The organism is Microbacterium sp., from assembly GCF_040394595.1.
Lineage (GTDB): Bacteria > Actinomycetota > Actinomycetes > Actinomycetales > Microbacteriaceae > Microbacterium.
The window spans coordinates 181,476-196,856 of record NZ_JBEBSA010000001.1; the positions used below are offsets into that span (position 1 = coordinate 181,476).

The following is a 15,381-nucleotide window of genomic DNA, read 5'->3' on the forward strand; positions in this document are numbered from 1 at the left end:
CTCAGCCGTCGAGGCGCACGAGCCAGCCGTGCTTGTCCTCGCGGCGGCCGTACTGGATGTCGGTGAGCTCCTCGCGCAGCGACAGCGCCAGCTCGCCGAGAGGCTGCTCGTCTTCGAACTCGTCCGAGACCAGGGCGCCGATCGGCGTGACGACCGCCGCCGTGCCGCAGGCGAACACCTCGACGATGTCGCCTGACGCCACGCCCTGCCGCCACTCGCCGAGCGATACCGCGCGGCGTTCGACGGTCAGGCCGCGGTCCTCCGCGAGCTGCAGCAGCGAGTCGCGGGTGATCCCCTCGAGAATGCTGTCCGACTCCGGGGTGACCACGCGGCCGTCCTTGTAGACGAAGACCACGTTCATCCCACCGAGTTCCTCGACGTTGCGGTTCTGATCCAGGAACACCACCTGGTCGCAGCCCTTGTCGTACGCCTCGGCCTGGGGAAGCAGGCTCGACGCGTAGTTGCCGCCGGTCTTCGCCGCCCCGGTGCCACCCTTGCCCGCACGGGCGTAGTTCTCGCTCAGCCAGATGCGCACGGGCTTGACGCCGCCGCTGAAGTAGGCGCCGGCGGGGCTCGCGATCACGTAGAAGGCCACCTTCTTCGCGGGGCGGACCCCGAGGAACGCCTCCTTCGCGAACATGAAGGGACGGAAGTACAGGCTCTGATCCGCCCCCGAGGGAACCCAGGCGCTGTCGACCGAGATCAGCTCGCGCAACGCCTGCTCGAAGTACTCGGCGGGCAGTTCGGGCAGCGCCAGACGGCGGGCGCTGTGCTGCAGGCGGGCCGCGTTGCGGTCGGGCCGGAACGTGTGGATCGAGCCGTCGGCGTGACGATAGGCCTTGATGCCCTCGAAGATCTCCTGCCCGTAGTGCAGCACGGCGGCCGCGGGGTCGAGCGAGATCGGGCCGTAGGGCTGTACGCGCGGGCGGTGCCAGCCTCCGGCCTCGGACCAGCAGATGTCGACCATGTGGTCGGTGAAGCTGGTGCCGAAGCCCGGGTTCTCGAGGATCTCGTCGCGCTGGGCCGTGGTCTTCGCGGCGAGGTTCCTCGTCACGGCGAAGGTGAGCGGGGAGGTTGCGGTGTCGGTCATTTTCACATCCTGCGTTCGTGGCGGCGGCGGTGCTCGCGTGGTCCCAGACTACGCCTGGAGACGGGCGATGATCGCGTCGCCGATCTGTGCGGTGGTGCGGGATCCCTCCCGGTGCGCGATGTCCTCCTCGACCGCCCGATGAACGCGGGCGGACTCGTCCCGCAGCCCGAGGTGGTCGAGCAGCAGGGCGACGGAGAGGATCGCCGCAGTGGGATCTGCCTTCTGCTGACCCGCGATGTCGGGAGCGGAGCCGTGGACCGGCTCGAACATCGAGGGGAAGGCGCCGGCGGGGTTGATGTTGCCCGAGGCTGCGAGGCCGATGCCACCGGTGACGGCGCCGGCCAGATCCGTGAGGATGTCGCCGAAGAGGTTGTCGGTGACGATCACGTCGAAGCGCGAAGGGTGGGTGACCAGGAAGATCGTGGCCGCGTCGACGTGGAGATAGTCTACGGCCACGTCCGGGTGCTCCTGCGCCACCTCGTCGACGACCCGCTTCCACAGGCCGCCGGCGTTGACGAGCACATTGGTCTTGTGCACGAGGGTGACCCTCTTGTCCCGACGCTCGGCGAGCTCGAACGCGTAGCGGACGACGCGCTCGACGCCGAACGCGGTGTTGACGCTCGTCTCGTTCGCGACCTCCTGCGCGGTGCCGCGGCGGATGCTCCCGCCGTTGCCGACGTACGGCCCCTCCGTGCCCTCGCGGACGACGACGAAGTCGATGTCGCCGGGCTCCGTCAGCGGGCCCGGGGCCCCGGCGTAGAGCTTGGAGGGACGGAGGTTGACGTAGTGGTCGAGCTCGAACCGCAGCTTCAGCAGCAGACCGCGCTCGATGTTCGCGTCCTTCAGCCGGGGGTCGCCCGGCTGTCCGCCAACGGCGCCGAGGAGGATCGCGTCGTGACCGCGGATCGCGTCGAGGTCCTCGTCGGTGAGCGTGTCCCCGGTCTCGAGGTAGCGCGCGGCGCCGAGCGAGAAGCGCGTCTTGTCGAAGACCACATCGCTCCCGGCGGTGACGGCTTCGAGAGCCTTCTCCGCTTCGGCGATGACCTCGGGACCGATGCCGTCACCGGGGATGACGGCCAGCTTCACGACACGCGACATGGCACTCCTAGCTCGGGGGAACACGCCCGCCGCAGCTCAGGAGCGGGCGCGTCCCTTCAGCGTAGCGGCAGCGATGACGCCCGCGAGCACCACCAGTCCCGCCCCGATCAGCGACGTGACGCCGACGCCGGATCCGAAGGCGGTGGTCGCTGCATCCCACAGCTGGGTGCCCAGGGGGTGGGGCAGTCCGTGCGACACCGCGTACGCACCGGCGAGCGTCTCCTTGGCCGCCTCCGCCTGGGCATGGCCCAGGCCGGCCGGCAGGATCAGCGCACCGCGGTAGAACGCGGTGATGATGCCGCCCAGCACCGCAGTGCCGAGCACGGCACCCAGTTCGTACGCGGTCTCGGAGACCGCGCTCGCGGCGCCGGCCTTCTCCGCCGGCGCGCTCGCGAGGATCAGCTCGTTGGAGATCGTCTCGGCGGCGCCGATGCCGATGCCCAGAGCCACGAAGGCGAGGATGAGCGAGAGGATCGAACCGCCGATGAAGGCGACGAGAAGATACCCGATCACCGAGAAGACCAGGGCTGCGGGGATCAGCACATGGGGGGAGATCCGCCGGGACACCGGTACGATCGCGAGCCCGGCGATGATCATCGCCACCATGCCCGGCACCAGCGCGAATCCGGCGACCATCGGGCTGAGCCCGAGCACGAGCTGCAGGTGCTGCGACACGTAGTAGAGGAACCCGACGAGGGCGACGACGCTGAGCAGGTTCACCAGGATCGCCCCGGAGAACGAACCGCGGCGGAACAGCGCCATGTCGAGCATCGGGATGTCGGCGCGCAGCTGACGCCGCACGAAGAGCGCGCCCATCGCGAAGCCGAGCACCGCCCACAGCCCGGCGACGACGGTCGGGCCATCCACGGCGAAGGACTTGATCGCGTAGACGATCGGGATCATCGTCGCCATCGACAGCAGGATGCTGATCGGGTCGATCCGGCCCGGGTTCGGGTCGCGACTCTCCGGCACCAGCAGCGGGGCGCAGACGAGGAGCGGGATCAGCACCGGCACGGCGATGAGGAACACCGAGCCCCACCAGAAGTGCTCGAGCAGGAAACCGCCCACGATCGGGCCGAGCGCCGATCCCGCCGAGAAGGCGGATGCCCAGACGGCGATCGCCAGGCGGCGCTGGTCGCGGTTGACGAAGATCGAGCGCAGCAGCGACAGGGTCGACGGCATCAGCATGGCGCCGAAGAAGCCGAGCAGGGCGCGCGCGCCGATGAGCGTGAGCGCCGTGGGCGCGAATGCGGCCAGTGCCGACACGGCGGCGAATCCGGTGGCGCCGATGAGGAGCATCCTCCGGCGTCCGAAGCGGTCGCCGAGCGTCCCCATGGTCACGAGCAGTCCGGCGAGGACCAGCGGGTAGACATCGATGATCCAGAGCTGCTCCGCTCCGCTCGGCCGCAGCGCGAGGGAGATCTCCGGCAGCGCGAAGCTCAGCACCGTGTTGTCGACGGAGACGAGCAGCACGGGGAGCATCAGGACGACCAGCGCCCACCATCCACGGGCACCGGCGCGGGGCGCGTCGGTCTCGAGAACGGGGATCGACCCGGTCCTGGTCATGGGACACCTCTTTCTGGGCGAGCCCTCTGCTCGCCGGATAACTAAACCGTCCGGATGGTATAGTAACAGACATGTCCAGACCTCCGCGCGCCCGCGAACTCGTGCTCGACGCCTTCGAGACCCTGCTGCTCGCGGAGGGCGAGCGCGCGGCGACACTGGAGGCGACGGCCCGTGAGGCCGGGGTCTCCAAGGGCGGTCTGCTGTACCACTTCGGCTCGAAGGACGACCTCGTCGCCGGGCTCCTCGAACGCCTCTCCGCCCTCGTCGACGCCGACATCGAGCGGATGGCCGCCGCCCCCGAAGGGGCGGTGGCGTACTACCTCCGCACATCGGTGCAGATCGACCCGCTCGACCGCGCCCTCACCGCGGCGTCGCGACTAGCGCAGGGCGGCCACGGCGAGGCGGGGGCCGCCCTCTACGAGGCCCGGCGCCGCTGGTCGGACACCATAGCCCCGCATGTGCGGGACCACGCCGCCCTCGACCTCGTGATGCTCCTCAGCGACGGCCTCTACTTCAACAACGCGCTCGACCGCGACGACGCGGAGCGCATCGTCCCGCGCGGAGCGCGGATGGAACAGCTCATCGCCCTCGCGCTGCAGGCGACCGCACCGCACGAGGACTGAGCTCAGGCGTCCCCTCCCTCGGCGTCTGCGAGTCGCCGTTCCGGGTGACGGCGCACCGCCGGCTGCTCCACGCGCGCGATTGCCTCACGCCCCGTACCGATACGACGGGGAGGGTCCTCCGAAATCGACAGCCCGTGCAGGTTCTCCCAGAATCTGCACGGAGCGCGCGATAGGCCCGTCCCTCCCGGGGGACGGGCCCATCGCGAGGGTCAGATCTCGCTGATCTCGATCTGGCGGAAGAGGTCGGCGTCGATCGCCTCGCGGATCTCATCGAGCAGCTCGTCGCCCACGGGCGAGTCCAGCGTGAGCAGGCTCAGCGCCTGGTCGCCGGCGGCGCGTCGGGCGATCTGCATGCCGGCGATGTTGACGCCCGCCTCGCCGAACTTCTGGCCATACACCGCGACGATCCCGGGGCGGTCGGTGTAGAGCATCACGACGTGGTGCTTCTCGATCGGCAGCTCGAGCGCGTGGTCGTTGACGCCGACCAGCTTCTCGATCTGCTTGGGACCGGTCAGCGTGCCGGAGACCGAAAGCTGCGAGCCGTCTGACAGGGCGCCGCGCAGGGTGATGACGTTGCGGTACTCCTCGGTCACGTCGTCCTGCAGCAGCCGGACCGCGATCCCACGCTGCTCGGCGAGCAGTGGAGCGTTCACGTATGAGACGGTCTCGCTGACGATCGGTGCGAAGACGCCCTTCAGCGCGGCGAGCTTCAGCACGCTGACGTCGTAGCCGTTCAGCTCGCCGTGCACCTCGACATCGAGGCTGGTCAGCGGCGCCTGGGCGAGGGCGGAGAAGATCTGGCCGAGCTTCTCCACCAGCGGGATGCCCGGGCGGACGTAGGGGTCGATCACACCGCCGGCGACGTTGACCGCGTCCGGAACGAGGTCGCCGCCGAGAGCGAGCCGCACGGAGCGGGCGACCGAGACGCCCGCCTTCTCCTGTGCCTCCTCGGTGCTCGCCCCGAGGTGCGGAGTGACGACCACGTTGGGGAGGCCGAGCAGAGCGCGAGCGGCGCTGTCCTCGACCGGGGGCTCGCTGGTGAAGACGTCGAGTCCGGCTCCGGCGATCTCCCCGGATCGCAGCGCGTCGAGCAGCGCCTCCTCGTCGATGAGGCCGCCGCGCGCGACGTTCACGACGTAGGAGGTCGCCTTCATCGCCTTCAGCTGATCGGCGCCGATCATCCCCGTGGTCTCGGGCGTCTTCGGCATGTGGATCGTGAGGAAGTCCGCCTCGGCGACCAGCTCGTCGAGCGAGACGAGCTGCACGCCGAGCTGCTGCGCGCGGGCGCTCGTGACATAGGGGTCGTAGGCGATGAGGCGCACGTCGAATCCGGCGAGACGCGCGGCGACGAGCGCGCCGATCCGCCCGAGACCGACGATGCCCACGGTCTTCTCGAAGAGCTCGGTGCCGGTGAAGCTCGACCGCTTCCACTCCCCCGCCGACAGCGAGGCATCGGCGGCGGGGATGCGCCGCGCGAGGCTGAGGATGTGGCCGACGGTCAGCTCCGCGGCGGAGACGATGTTCGAAGTGGGAGCGTTGACCACCATGACACCGGCTGCGGTGGCCGCCTTGATGTCGACGTTGTCGAGACCGACGCCGGCGCGTGCGATCACCTTGAGCCGAGGAGCGTGCGAGATCGCCTCGGCATCCATCTTCGTCGCGGAACGGATCAGCACCGCGTCCGCCTCCGCGAGAGCGGCGAAGAGCGCCTCGCGGTCGGTGCCGTCGACGTCGCGGACGTCGAAATCGGGGCCGAGGGCCTCGATCGTGGCGGGTGAGAGTACTTCGGCGATGAGCACGACAGGCTTCGGCACGGTGGATCCTTCGGGGCAGCACGATGGCAAGGGGAGACGACCGATGCGCCGCACGCCGTCGGGGGCGCGATCGAGTCCACCCTACCGGAGCGCCGATGCTGCTCCCGGCCGTGTGACGTCAGGCCAGCAGACCGCCCTGCAGGGAGGAGGAGAGCACGTCCAGCCAGAAGACGGCGGAGAGTCCGACACCCGTGACGAGCACCAGGACGAAGGGGAACAGCGTGCGCTTCCGCCCCAGCAGGAGCGCCGCGGCGAAGACCAGCCCGGGGAAGACCGCCGCGAAGAGCAGCACGAACCATCCGTATCCGCTGAGCCCCACCTGGGCCATGGTGATGAGGTACGCCACCGCGTTCCACACGAGGTACGCATAGGCCAGGCCCGCGATGCCGGTGATGAATCCGCGCAGCGCGGAGCCGAAGCGGGATGGGGCCGAGACGGTCTCGCTCATGCGCCACCCCCTCCTGTGACGAACGGCCAGGGGATCAGCAGCAGCACGCCTGCGATGAGCGCGGAGAGCCGGACCCAGCTCTTCGACCCCCGCGTCAGGACCCAGCTGCAGAGGAACCACAGCGCAGGCGCCGCCACCGCGGCCCAGAGGGTGATGCTGTACATCACGTCGGGGATGAGGAAGAGGGCCTTGCCCTGGATCCGGTACCCGCCGAGCACCCAGCCGACCGTGTAGAGCAGGTAGATGCCGCCGAGGACGCCGACCGAGACCAGCATCGCCGTCGACATCGGTTCCGGACCGTCATCAGCGCCGTCGCGGCGAACAGCCTCGCCGCCGCCGGGCGCCTCCGCCACGACGGCCCGCCGCTCGTCTGCGGCCTCCGCGTTCACGGAGCCCTGAGCGGGTGCGGGCTCGGACTCGGATTCGACCTTGTCGCTGCCCTTGCCGACCGCGTGCCAGCCCTTCGGCAGCTTCGGCCGGTCGAGCGCGTCATCGCCGTCCCAGCTCAGCGCTTCCTCGTCGGGATCGGATGTCATCCCCCCAGCGTAGCGATGCGATTCCGGAGCACAGTAGGCTCGGGTCGATCAGTACGTGGTCAAGACGTGTCCAAGAGGGGAACGCCGTGACGGAGAAGAAGAAGAGCGCTGCCGGGTCGCAGCCCGCTGCCGGGGCGGCCGACACGCCGGGCTGGAAGCCGACGCCGGAGGCGAAGAAGCAGGCGACGACGTTCCGCTGGATCGCAGCGGTGCTGTGGTTCCTCGCGATCGCGGGCGAGGCGGTGGGAATCTTCTGGCTGCTGCGTCAGCGCGTGGTCATCGGCGAGGAGGGCACTTTCCGGCGCGACACCGAGACCGGGCTGCTCACCGGCGGGGTGGAGACACAGTTCCCGCAGTGGGCGTTCATCACACTGATCGTGCTGCTCGTGGTGATCGCGGCGCTGTCGATCACGGGCTCCCTGCTGTGGAAGAAAGCGAACCGCCTCGATCCGGCGCGGAAGTCCGACACCGTGCGCTTCTTCGTGCAGAACCAGCTCGGCGCGATCATCGCGATCATCGCCTTCCTGCCTCTGGTGATCCTCATCTTCCTGAACAAGGACATGGACAAGGGCCAGAAGACCACCGCCGGCATCATCGGCGTCGTGCTCGCCGCCGTCGCCGTGTTCTTCGGCATCGACTTCAAGCCGTCCTCGGTCGAGCAGTACGACGCCGACCAGTCCACCGTGATCCAGCTCCTCGGCAAGGACCAGGTGGTGTGGGTGGACGGCGGCAAGGTCTATCACGTGTGCGACCAGGTGCCGGACATCCAGACCGGCAGCGACAAGCGCACCGGCACCACCGCCGAGGCGGTCGCCGCCGGCAAGCTCCGCCTGACGCTGCGGTTCGCCTCCGAGATGAAGACCTGCGGATTGACCGTGCCCGAGAACTCGGACGAGATCACCGCGGCGCTCCGCGAGATCCAGAACGGCAAGGAGAGCACGCCGCTGCCGGTGCCCGTCTGGACCGATCCCACGAAGGCCCCCATCGTGGTGAAGGACGCGCCCGCGAACTGAGACGACGAGAGGGCGCTCCGCACCGGAGCGCCCTCTCTCGTCCGCCGCTCTGCCGGGAGATGCCCCGGCGTCAGCGGGACACGGTGAACGCCGCCGCCGGCGCACCGCGCAACGTTTCGGGGACGAAGGCGGTCGAAGTGCCGTCCGGTCGCGCCAGCAGGTCGACGGGCGTCCCGTCCGCCCAGCGCGCCTCGGCACCTGCGAGCTCCGCCGGCAGCTCCAGCTCGCCCGCGGCGGGGTCGAGGGCGATCACGTGCGTGCCGGCCCCGGAGCGGGTGTACCGCCGCGGCGCCCCCGTCTCCTCTCCGAATCGCACCCACGGACGCGTGCCGTAGATCGTCTCGCCGTTGGCCGTCAGCCACGCGCCGAGCTCGCGCATCGCAGCGCGCTGCAGGTCGGGGATCGAACCGTCCGCGGCCGGCCCGACGTTGATGAGCAGATTCCCGTTCTTCGAGACGACGTCCACGAGCAGACGGATGAGCTCGGCGCCCGAGAGGGAGTGCCGCTCGTCCTCCGCCTGATTGAACCCGAAGGAGTACCCCAGCCCCCGCGTCGATTCCCAGGGCGCGTCGACGATGTCCGGGATATGGGTGTACTCCCGGGTGAGGAAGCCGTGGTACGGGACTCCCCAGCGATCGTTGACCACGCCGCCCGGGACAGCGTCGAAGTACCGGCGCAGGAGTGCGGCGACGCCGAACTCCTCGGCGCCCTTCCCGCCGTCCGGCCATTCGATGTCGTTCCACAGCACGTCGGGCGAGAACCTCTGGACGAGCTCGTCCAGCTGCGCGGCGGCATACCGGGAGAACTGCTCGTCGTTGCGACGGTAGCGGAACAGATCGGTGTCCGACTCGATCGCCGGGAAGTCCCCCACGTGCCAGTCGAGGGCGCCGGAGAAGTAGACGCCGAACTTCGCACCGACGCGGCGGGTCGCGTCGTGGAATTCGGCGATGAGGTCGCGGCGCGGGCCACGGGCCGCGGCGTTGAACCCGGTGGTCGCGGTGTCCCACAGGCAGAAGCCCTCGTGGTGCTTCGTGGTCGGCACGACGTACTTCGCGCCGGCGCCCACCAGCTCGCCGACGAAGGCGTCCGCGTCGAAGGCCGAGGCGTCCCACAGATCGGCCAGATCCTCGTAGGAGGTCCCGGGACCGTAGAGCTCCTGATGGCGACGCCAGGTCGGACTGCCCGCGATCCGCACCGTGTTGCCGTACCACTCCGCGTACTGGTGCCAGGCGTAGGCGTCCTCCGTCAGCACGCCGCCCTCGGGGTGCGCCACGGCCCATGCGGGGACGGAGTACAGCCCCCAGTGCACGAAGAAGCCGAGCTTCGCGTCGCGGTACCAGTCGGGCACCGTCTGCGAGGGGTAGTGCGGAGCGGCGGCCCCGAAGTCGGGTCCGGTGCGCTTCTCGAAGTTCATCATGCGGGGGTCTCCTCTCCGCGGCGGCCCACCACGGCGGCGAGCGCGGGCTGTCCAGTGGTGTCGAAGGGGTAGACGCCCGGCAGGAGGCGGCTGTGCCCGAGGCGCAGCAGGTCCTGGTCGACGCCGCCCGGGGTGAGAGCGAGCGTCCAGTCCGCCGCGAGGTCGTAGAGCTCCGGCTCCAGGTATCCGATCTTGACGACGACGATGTCCGCCGCCTCGGGATCGAGACCGAGCATCCGGAAGTCATCGAGGTGATGGAACGGCTTGCGTCGAGAGGTGATGATCGCGTGCAGGCCGCCGACCGCGATGACGGCCTGGGTGCCCGCGTCCGGATCGCCCTCGGTGATCGAGAACACCTCGCCGGTGAGCTCCACCGGGCCCCGGGGTCCATGGTCCACCCGCGCGCCCGCGGTCAGCGTCACGGTCGCCCCGACACCGGCCTCGGCGGCGGCCGCCACGGCGTCGGCGTCGAAGATCGACGCGACCAGCGTGGTGCGCGAGCCGTCCGTCAGCTCGGGACGCGCCAGCAGCTCGCCCAGCGTCCAGGTCACATCGCCCGCTCCCCCGGCTGTCGGGTTGTCTCCCGAATCGGAGATCAGGTAGGGGCGCGCGGCTCCGGGCGCGAGCGCCTTCTCCAGCGCGCCGTCGAGGCTCGCGGTCTCGGCGACGAACACGAACTCCTCTCGGGCGTCCCAGAACATCCGGGCGACGCGCTCCGCCTCGCGGGCGATGAGGGCGCGATCGTCCCCCGTCACGACGACGTAGGCCTGGCAGCGCGGCTCGTCCGCCCATGCATAGCCGATCCACACCGAGGCGTCCACGACGCCGTCCATCGCCTCGATGCCGGGTAGCTCGGCGTAGATGCCGCGCGCCGGCTCGAGACGCGTGCTGGTCTTCTCCCCGGGAAGCAGGACGGGCACCGGGACCCACGCCGTGTACGGGCGGCGGAGCAGAGGATCGCTCCCGTGGGCGCCGCGGAGCCGGGCGAGCAGGTTCCAGACCGCGCGCTCCTTCGTGTTCATCCAATCCTCGTGCGGCGCCATCCGGTAACAGGTCAGCAGATCGACCTCGTCGCGGAGCACCTCGGAGACGTTTCCGTGCAGGTCCATCGAGGCGGTGATGAGAGTGTCGGGCCCGAGCTCCGCGCGCACGGCGCGGGCGAGGTCCCCCTCGGCGTCCTGCATCCCGATCACGCTCATCGCGCCGTGGATGTCGAAGAAGAAGCCGTCGAAGGGGCCGTCGGCGCGGATGCTCTCCCGGATCCCCGTGACGATCGCGTCCTTCATCCGCCGATAGGTCTCGGGCGCGACGGCACCGCCGGGGAGGGAGCGTCCGTGGTGGATCGGCACCCACTGCGCCGCTTCACGGAGCTCGCGCCCGTCGCCCAGGAACGGGTAGTAGCCGAGCAGGTCGTCTCCGGTACGGATCGTGAAGGCCTCATCGCCGGAGACGTGCGGCGAGAAGGTGCTGGACTCGATCGAGATCCCCGCGATGCCGATCCGGGGCGCGGCGAGCCCGCCCTCGGCGATCGGCGCGAGCGGTCCCATCCAGATCTCGTGGGCTTCCGGTCGAACGGTCATGTCGTGTCCTCCTGGGGATCGGGACGTCGGTCAGTGTACGAGTTCGGGGAGCGCCCGTCGTGCGGCCTCGATCGCGCCGAGGGCCACGGCGTCTCCGCCGCGTTCCGCGGGGACGATCCGCAGCGGAATGCCGGTGATCGGTGCATCCGTCCGCAGAGCCGCCTCCACGGCGGGGGCGAGCAGGTCCCAAGAACGCGACACTCCCCCGCCCACGATCGCGAGGGGCACGTCGAGCAGCGTCGCTGCGCTCGCACAGGCCAGGGCCAGCGCCCGTCCGGCGTCGGCGTAGACCGCGAGGGCGTCGGCGTCCCCGGCGCGGGCGCGGCTGGCCACCACGCGGGCGTCCAGGCTGTTGCCGGTCCGCTCTCCGTAGCGCAGCCCGATCGAGGTGCCGGATGCCAGAGTCTCGAGATGCCCGGTCTGCCCGCAGGTGCAGCGCAGGTCGCTGTAGCCCGGGGTGTGGCCGATCTCCCCGGCCGCCCCGTGCGGACCGTGCCGCAGCTCCCCGTCGACGATGAGGGCCCCGCCGACGCCGGTGCCGAGCATCACGCCCAGCACGTCCGCGTCGCTCCGCCCCGCCGCCTCGCCGAGGAGGAAGGCGTTGACGTCGTTCTCCATCCGCACGGGGGCCCCGAGGATCCGGCCGAGCTCCTCCGCGACGGGGAAGCCCACCCAGTCTACGAACATCTCCGAGGCGGCGCGGATCGTGCCGTTCTCGTGGTCGACCACGCCGGCCGCGCCGACGCCGGCCGCTCGGAGCGTCGTCCCGCTCTCGGTGAGGAGTGCCGTCGCCAGCGCCGCCGCCGCCTCGGTCATGGCGCGACCGCCTTCACGGGCGGGAGCGGGTGTGCTCCCCCGCGTGAGGATCGTCCCGTCCGCCGCCACGACGATCGCGGCGATCTTGGTGCCGCCGATGTCGATGCCGACGTCGGCGAAGGGCGTTCCGGGCACAGTGGTGCCGTTGTCCGATGCCATGCCCGCTCAGCGCCCGCCGAGTCCTGCCATCGCGATGCCCTTGACCAGGTGCTTCTGCAGCGCGATCACGAGGATCGTGGTCGGGATCATCGAGATGATCGATGCGGCCATCTGGAGGTCCCAGCGCGTTCCGGTGAGGCCGGAGAAGGTGGCCAGTCCCACCGGCAGCGTGCCGTGCGCGTCGTAGTCGACCGTCACGATCAGCGGCCACAGGTAGCTGTTCCAGAAGGACATGAAAGTGAAGACCGCCAGCACCGCGACCGCGGAGGTGGACAGCGGCAGGATGATCCGCGCGAACGTGCGCACCGGACCGGCGCCGTCCACGCGCGCGGCCTCCTCCAGCTCGTAGGGGATGCCGCGGAAGAACTGCCGCATGAGGAAGGTGCCGAATGCGGTGAACGCGAACGGGAAGATGAGCGCCTGGAAGGTGTCCACCCACCCGGCCCACTGCATCACCTGGAACATCGGGATGACCAGCACCTCGGCCGGCACCATGAGGGTCGCCAGGAAGAGCACGAAGACCGCGTCCCGACCCTTCCAGCGCAGGCGCCCGAATGCGTAGCCGGCCGTCGTCGAGACGAACAGCACCACGAGCGTGCCCGAGATCGACACGAACAGCGAGTTGAAGATGTAGGTCCAGAACGGGCCGAACTCGAAGACCTCGGCGAAGTTGGACCACCGGATCTCTGAGCCGAAGAGGCTCGGCGGCATCGCGAACATCTCGCCGTTCGGCTTGAGCGCCGAGAAGAACGCGTAGACGAGCGGCAGCATGAACAGCGCGGCCGCGAGGTAGATGAGCACGTGCCCGAGCACCAGGCGCACGCGGGCTCCCGGCGACATCGGCACCCGGCTCCGGGTGCTGTCCGCCTTCTTCGACCGACGCGGGCCCGAGGCGATCGCCGCGGTGGCGTCCATGGTGTCAGTGCTCATAGTGCACCCACTTCTTCTGCGCGCCGAACTGGAGCGCGGTGATGATGATGATCAGCGCGAACAGGATCCAGGCCCCGGCGGCGGCCAGTCCCAGGTCCTGGAACTTGAACCCCTGGTTGTAGATCCACATCACGAGAGGCATGGTCGCGTTGCCCGGACCGCCGCCGGTGAGCATCTGCGGCTGCACGAAGACCTGCAACGACGTGATCATCGTCATGATGGTCGCGAAGAAGATCGCCGGGGAGATCATCGGGATCATGATGCTCCAGGTCATGCGGAACCCGCGTGCGCCGTCGATCATGGCCGCCTCCATGACGCTCTCCGGCAGCTGCTCGAGTGCGGCCGAGAAGATCAGCATGTTGTAGCCGATGCCCTGCCAGACACTCATCACGACGACCATGATCATCGCCCAGTTCTTGTCGGCGAGGAAGTTCGGCAGCTCCATGCCGAACCAGGTCTGGGAGAGCCCGTTGAAGAGTCCCTGCGGCTGCAGCAGCATCTTCCACACCAGCACGTTCGCCACCATCGGGGTGACGACGGGGATGAAGAACAGCACCCGCAGTGCACCGCGTCCTCGGATGCGCGGGCCGAGGCCCAGCGCCAGCAGGAGCGACAGCACGATGCTGACGGGAACGTAGAGGACCGTGAACACGAGCGTGTTCACCAGCGACGGCAGGAAGTCGCGATCGGTGAACAGCTTCGCGTAGTTCGCGCCGCCGTTGAAGGTGCGATCGCCGAACGTCGGCCAGTCGAAGAAGCTCATCACGATGGACAAGACGACGGGCACGATCGTGAACAGGGCGAGGCCCACCAGGGCCGGGCTTGCGAAGCCCAGCGCCTGGCGCGCCTCGACCTTGGCGAACGACCGGCGACGACGCTGCGAGGGAGCTGTCGTGGTGGTCATCAATGCGTTCCTTTGCGTATCAGCGGCGGGTCACTTGCCGAACTGCTGCTGGGCGTCCTCGAGGACCTTCTTCATCGACTCCTGGCCGTTGTAGACGCTCACGAGCTGCGGCTGGATGAAGGTCCCGACCTTGCCCCAGTCGTCCGAGACGTGCTGACCCTCGACGTTCTTGAAGGCGGCCTCGAAGACCTCCTTCACCTGGTCGCGGTACTTTGGGTCGAGCGACTCGAAGTAGAGCGGCTGGCTCTCGGCGCGCGCCGGGTAGCTGCGCCCCGAGGAGGCGATGTAGTCCTGCGAGTCCTTGCTGAGCAGCGAGCCGAGCACCTTGAGCGCGGCGTCCTTGTTCTTGCAGGTCTCGGCGATGCCGAAGCCCGAGCCGAGCACCAGGCTCAGGTCGCCCTTGTCGCCCTTGGGGAGCGGCACGACGCCGGCGTCGAAGCCCGCCTCGTTCTTCAGGTAGCTGACGGCATTCCAGGTGCCGTCGACGGCCATGGCCGCGTTCTGGCTGGTGAACTGGTTCTCGCCCCAGCCGCCGTCCGACGCGGAGGCGACGGGAGCGGCGACCTTCTGGTCGGTGACGAGGCCCGCGTACCACTCGGCGGCGCTCACGAACGCCTTGTCGGTGAGCTGCAGCGTGCCGTCCTCGGAGACGGGCTGGGTGCCCGACTTCGCGATCGGGAGCGCCTGCCACTGGAAGTCGCCCATGCCGATGCCGAAGCCGTACTTGCCGCCGGTGGTGGCCTTCTTGGCGATCGCCTCGAAGTCGTCGAAGGTCCAGTCGGTCTTCGGGATGTCGGCGCCGGCGGCCTTGAGCAGGTCGGCGTTGTAGTAGGCCACCATGGTCGAGACGTCGAAGGGCAGGCCGTACAGGTCGCCCTTGTTCTTCAGGATCTCGGTCGCTCCCGGAGCGAAGTCGGCTTCCTTGAGACCGGCCTTCGCGAGGTCGGCGTCGGTCAGCTTGACGAAGCCCTTGGTGTAGGTCGACAGCATGCCCGAGTTCATGCCGGTCACGCAGGCCATGTTGCCCGAGGCCATGTTGGTGGTCAGCTTCGTGAAGAAGTCGCTCCACGGCGCGGTGCGCAGCTCGATCTTCAGGTCGGGGTTCTGCTTCTTCGCGATGTCGATCTGCGCCTTCAGGGCGGCGGTGTCGCTCTCGCTGCCTGCCCACATGTCGACGACGATGGTGTCTCCGTTGGCGGAGCCTCCGGAGCTCGGGGTGCTCGAGCATCCCGATACGGCGACGGCGACACCGGCGATGGCGATCACCGCGCCCACGCGCATCTTCTTCATTGAATGCCTCCTTGACGGGATGTTAGTTCGATCATCGAACCAACCTGATAGTGTCTTGAACGAAGTCACCGTGTCATACTTCTAGCCTCGGCGCAAC

14 protein-coding genes are annotated in these 15,381 nt (G+C 69.3%); 2 read left to right on the top strand and 12 right to left on the bottom strand.

Annotated elements, in window-relative coordinates:
* Nucleotide 1: 1 nt before the first annotated feature.
* Genes ABWO84_RS00945 through ABWO84_RS00955 form a run of 3 tightly spaced genes read right to left on the bottom strand, consistent with a single transcriptional unit; the run spans nucleotide 2 to nucleotide 3,754 of the window.
* On the bottom strand, nucleotides 2-1,090 hold the full coding sequence (locus ABWO84_RS00945; protein ID WP_353111578.1) for a branched-chain amino acid aminotransferase: 1,089 nt from the start codon (nucleotides 1,088-1,090) through the stop codon (nucleotides 2-4).
* A gap of 48 nt (nucleotides 1,091-1,138) precedes the next feature.
* Nucleotides 1,139-2,188, bottom strand: coding sequence for a 3-isopropylmalate dehydrogenase (locus tag ABWO84_RS00950; protein ID WP_353111580.1), 1,050 nt, complete (start codon nucleotides 2,186-2,188; stop codon nucleotides 1,139-1,141).
* A gap of 36 nt (nucleotides 2,189-2,224) precedes the next feature.
* Nucleotides 2,225-3,754 (bottom strand): MFS transporter, encoded by a 1,530-nt coding sequence (locus ABWO84_RS00955; protein ID WP_353111584.1) that lies wholly within the window; start codon nucleotides 3,752-3,754, stop codon nucleotides 2,225-2,227.
* Nucleotides 3,755-3,825: 71 nt separating this feature from the next.
* On the opposite strand from ABWO84_RS00955, the gene ABWO84_RS00960 reads away from it, so the two are divergent.
* On the top strand, nucleotides 3,826-4,377 hold the full coding sequence (locus ABWO84_RS00960) for a TetR/AcrR family transcriptional regulator (RefSeq protein ID WP_353111586.1): 552 nt from the start codon (nucleotides 3,826-3,828) through the stop codon (nucleotides 4,375-4,377).
* Between the two features lie 209 nt (nucleotides 4,378-4,586).
* Here the strand turns inward: ABWO84_RS00960 and serA are convergent, their stop codons facing one another.
* From serA to ABWO84_RS00975, 3 genes are all read right to left on the bottom strand, one after another.
* Nucleotides 4,587-6,191 carry a phosphoglycerate dehydrogenase gene (gene serA / locus ABWO84_RS00965; protein WP_353111588.1) on the bottom strand — a complete coding sequence of 535 codons (1,605 nt, stop codon included), beginning with the start codon at nucleotides 6,189-6,191 and terminating at the stop codon, nucleotides 4,587-4,589.
* A 118-nt stretch (nucleotides 6,192-6,309) separates the two neighbouring features.
* A complete protein-coding gene (locus tag ABWO84_RS00970; protein ID WP_353111590.1) occupies nucleotides 6,310-6,639 on the bottom strand; it encodes a hypothetical protein in 330 nt (109 codons plus the stop codon).
* On the bottom strand, nucleotides 6,636-7,175 hold the full coding sequence (locus ABWO84_RS00975; protein ID WP_353111592.1) for a hypothetical protein: 540 nt from the start codon (nucleotides 7,173-7,175) through the stop codon (nucleotides 6,636-6,638). The genes ABWO84_RS00970 and ABWO84_RS00975 overlap by 4 nt, the downstream gene beginning before the upstream one ends.
* 86 nt (nucleotides 7,176-7,261) lie before the next feature.
* Here ABWO84_RS00975 and ABWO84_RS00980 point away from each other — a divergent pair, with 86 nt between their 5' ends.
* Entirely contained in the window at nucleotides 7,262-8,188 is a 927-nt protein-coding gene (locus ABWO84_RS00980; protein WP_353111594.1) for a hypothetical protein, read from the top strand.
* A gap of 70 nt (nucleotides 8,189-8,258) precedes the next feature.
* Here the strand turns inward: ABWO84_RS00980 and ABWO84_RS00985 are convergent, their stop codons facing one another.
* From ABWO84_RS00985 to ABWO84_RS01010, 6 genes are read right to left on the bottom strand one after another with little or no spacing between them, the layout of a single operon-like run.
* On the bottom strand, nucleotides 8,259-9,605 hold the full coding sequence (locus tag ABWO84_RS00985; protein ID WP_353111596.1) for an alpha-L-fucosidase: 1,347 nt from the start codon (nucleotides 9,603-9,605) through the stop codon (nucleotides 8,259-8,261).
* The gene (locus ABWO84_RS00990; RefSeq protein WP_353111598.1) at nucleotides 9,602-11,185 is read right to left on the bottom strand and encodes a M81 family metallopeptidase; all 1,584 of its coding nucleotides are present in this window, start codon (nucleotides 11,183-11,185) and stop codon (nucleotides 9,602-9,604) included. Before ABWO84_RS00990 ends, ABWO84_RS00985 begins: the two co-directional genes overlap by 4 nt.
* Nucleotides 11,186-11,215: 30 nt before the next feature.
* Nucleotides 11,216-12,160, bottom strand: coding sequence for an ROK family protein (locus tag ABWO84_RS00995; RefSeq protein WP_353111600.1), 945 nt, complete (start codon nucleotides 12,158-12,160; stop codon nucleotides 11,216-11,218).
* Nucleotides 12,161-12,166: 6 nt separating this feature from the next.
* A complete protein-coding gene (locus ABWO84_RS01000) occupies nucleotides 12,167-13,090 on the bottom strand; it encodes a carbohydrate ABC transporter permease (RefSeq protein ID WP_353111602.1) in 924 nt (307 codons plus the stop codon).
* Nucleotides 13,080-13,994, bottom strand: a complete 915-nt coding sequence (locus ABWO84_RS01005) for a carbohydrate ABC transporter permease (protein WP_353111604.1) — start codon at nucleotides 13,992-13,994, stop codon at nucleotides 13,080-13,082. Before ABWO84_RS01005 ends, ABWO84_RS01000 begins: the two co-directional genes overlap by 11 nt.
* 30 nt (nucleotides 13,995-14,024) lie before the next feature.
* Entirely contained in the window at nucleotides 14,025-15,284 is a 1,260-nt protein-coding gene (locus ABWO84_RS01010) for an ABC transporter substrate-binding protein (protein ID WP_353111606.1), read from the bottom strand.
* Nucleotides 15,285-15,381 lie beyond the last annotated feature (97 nt).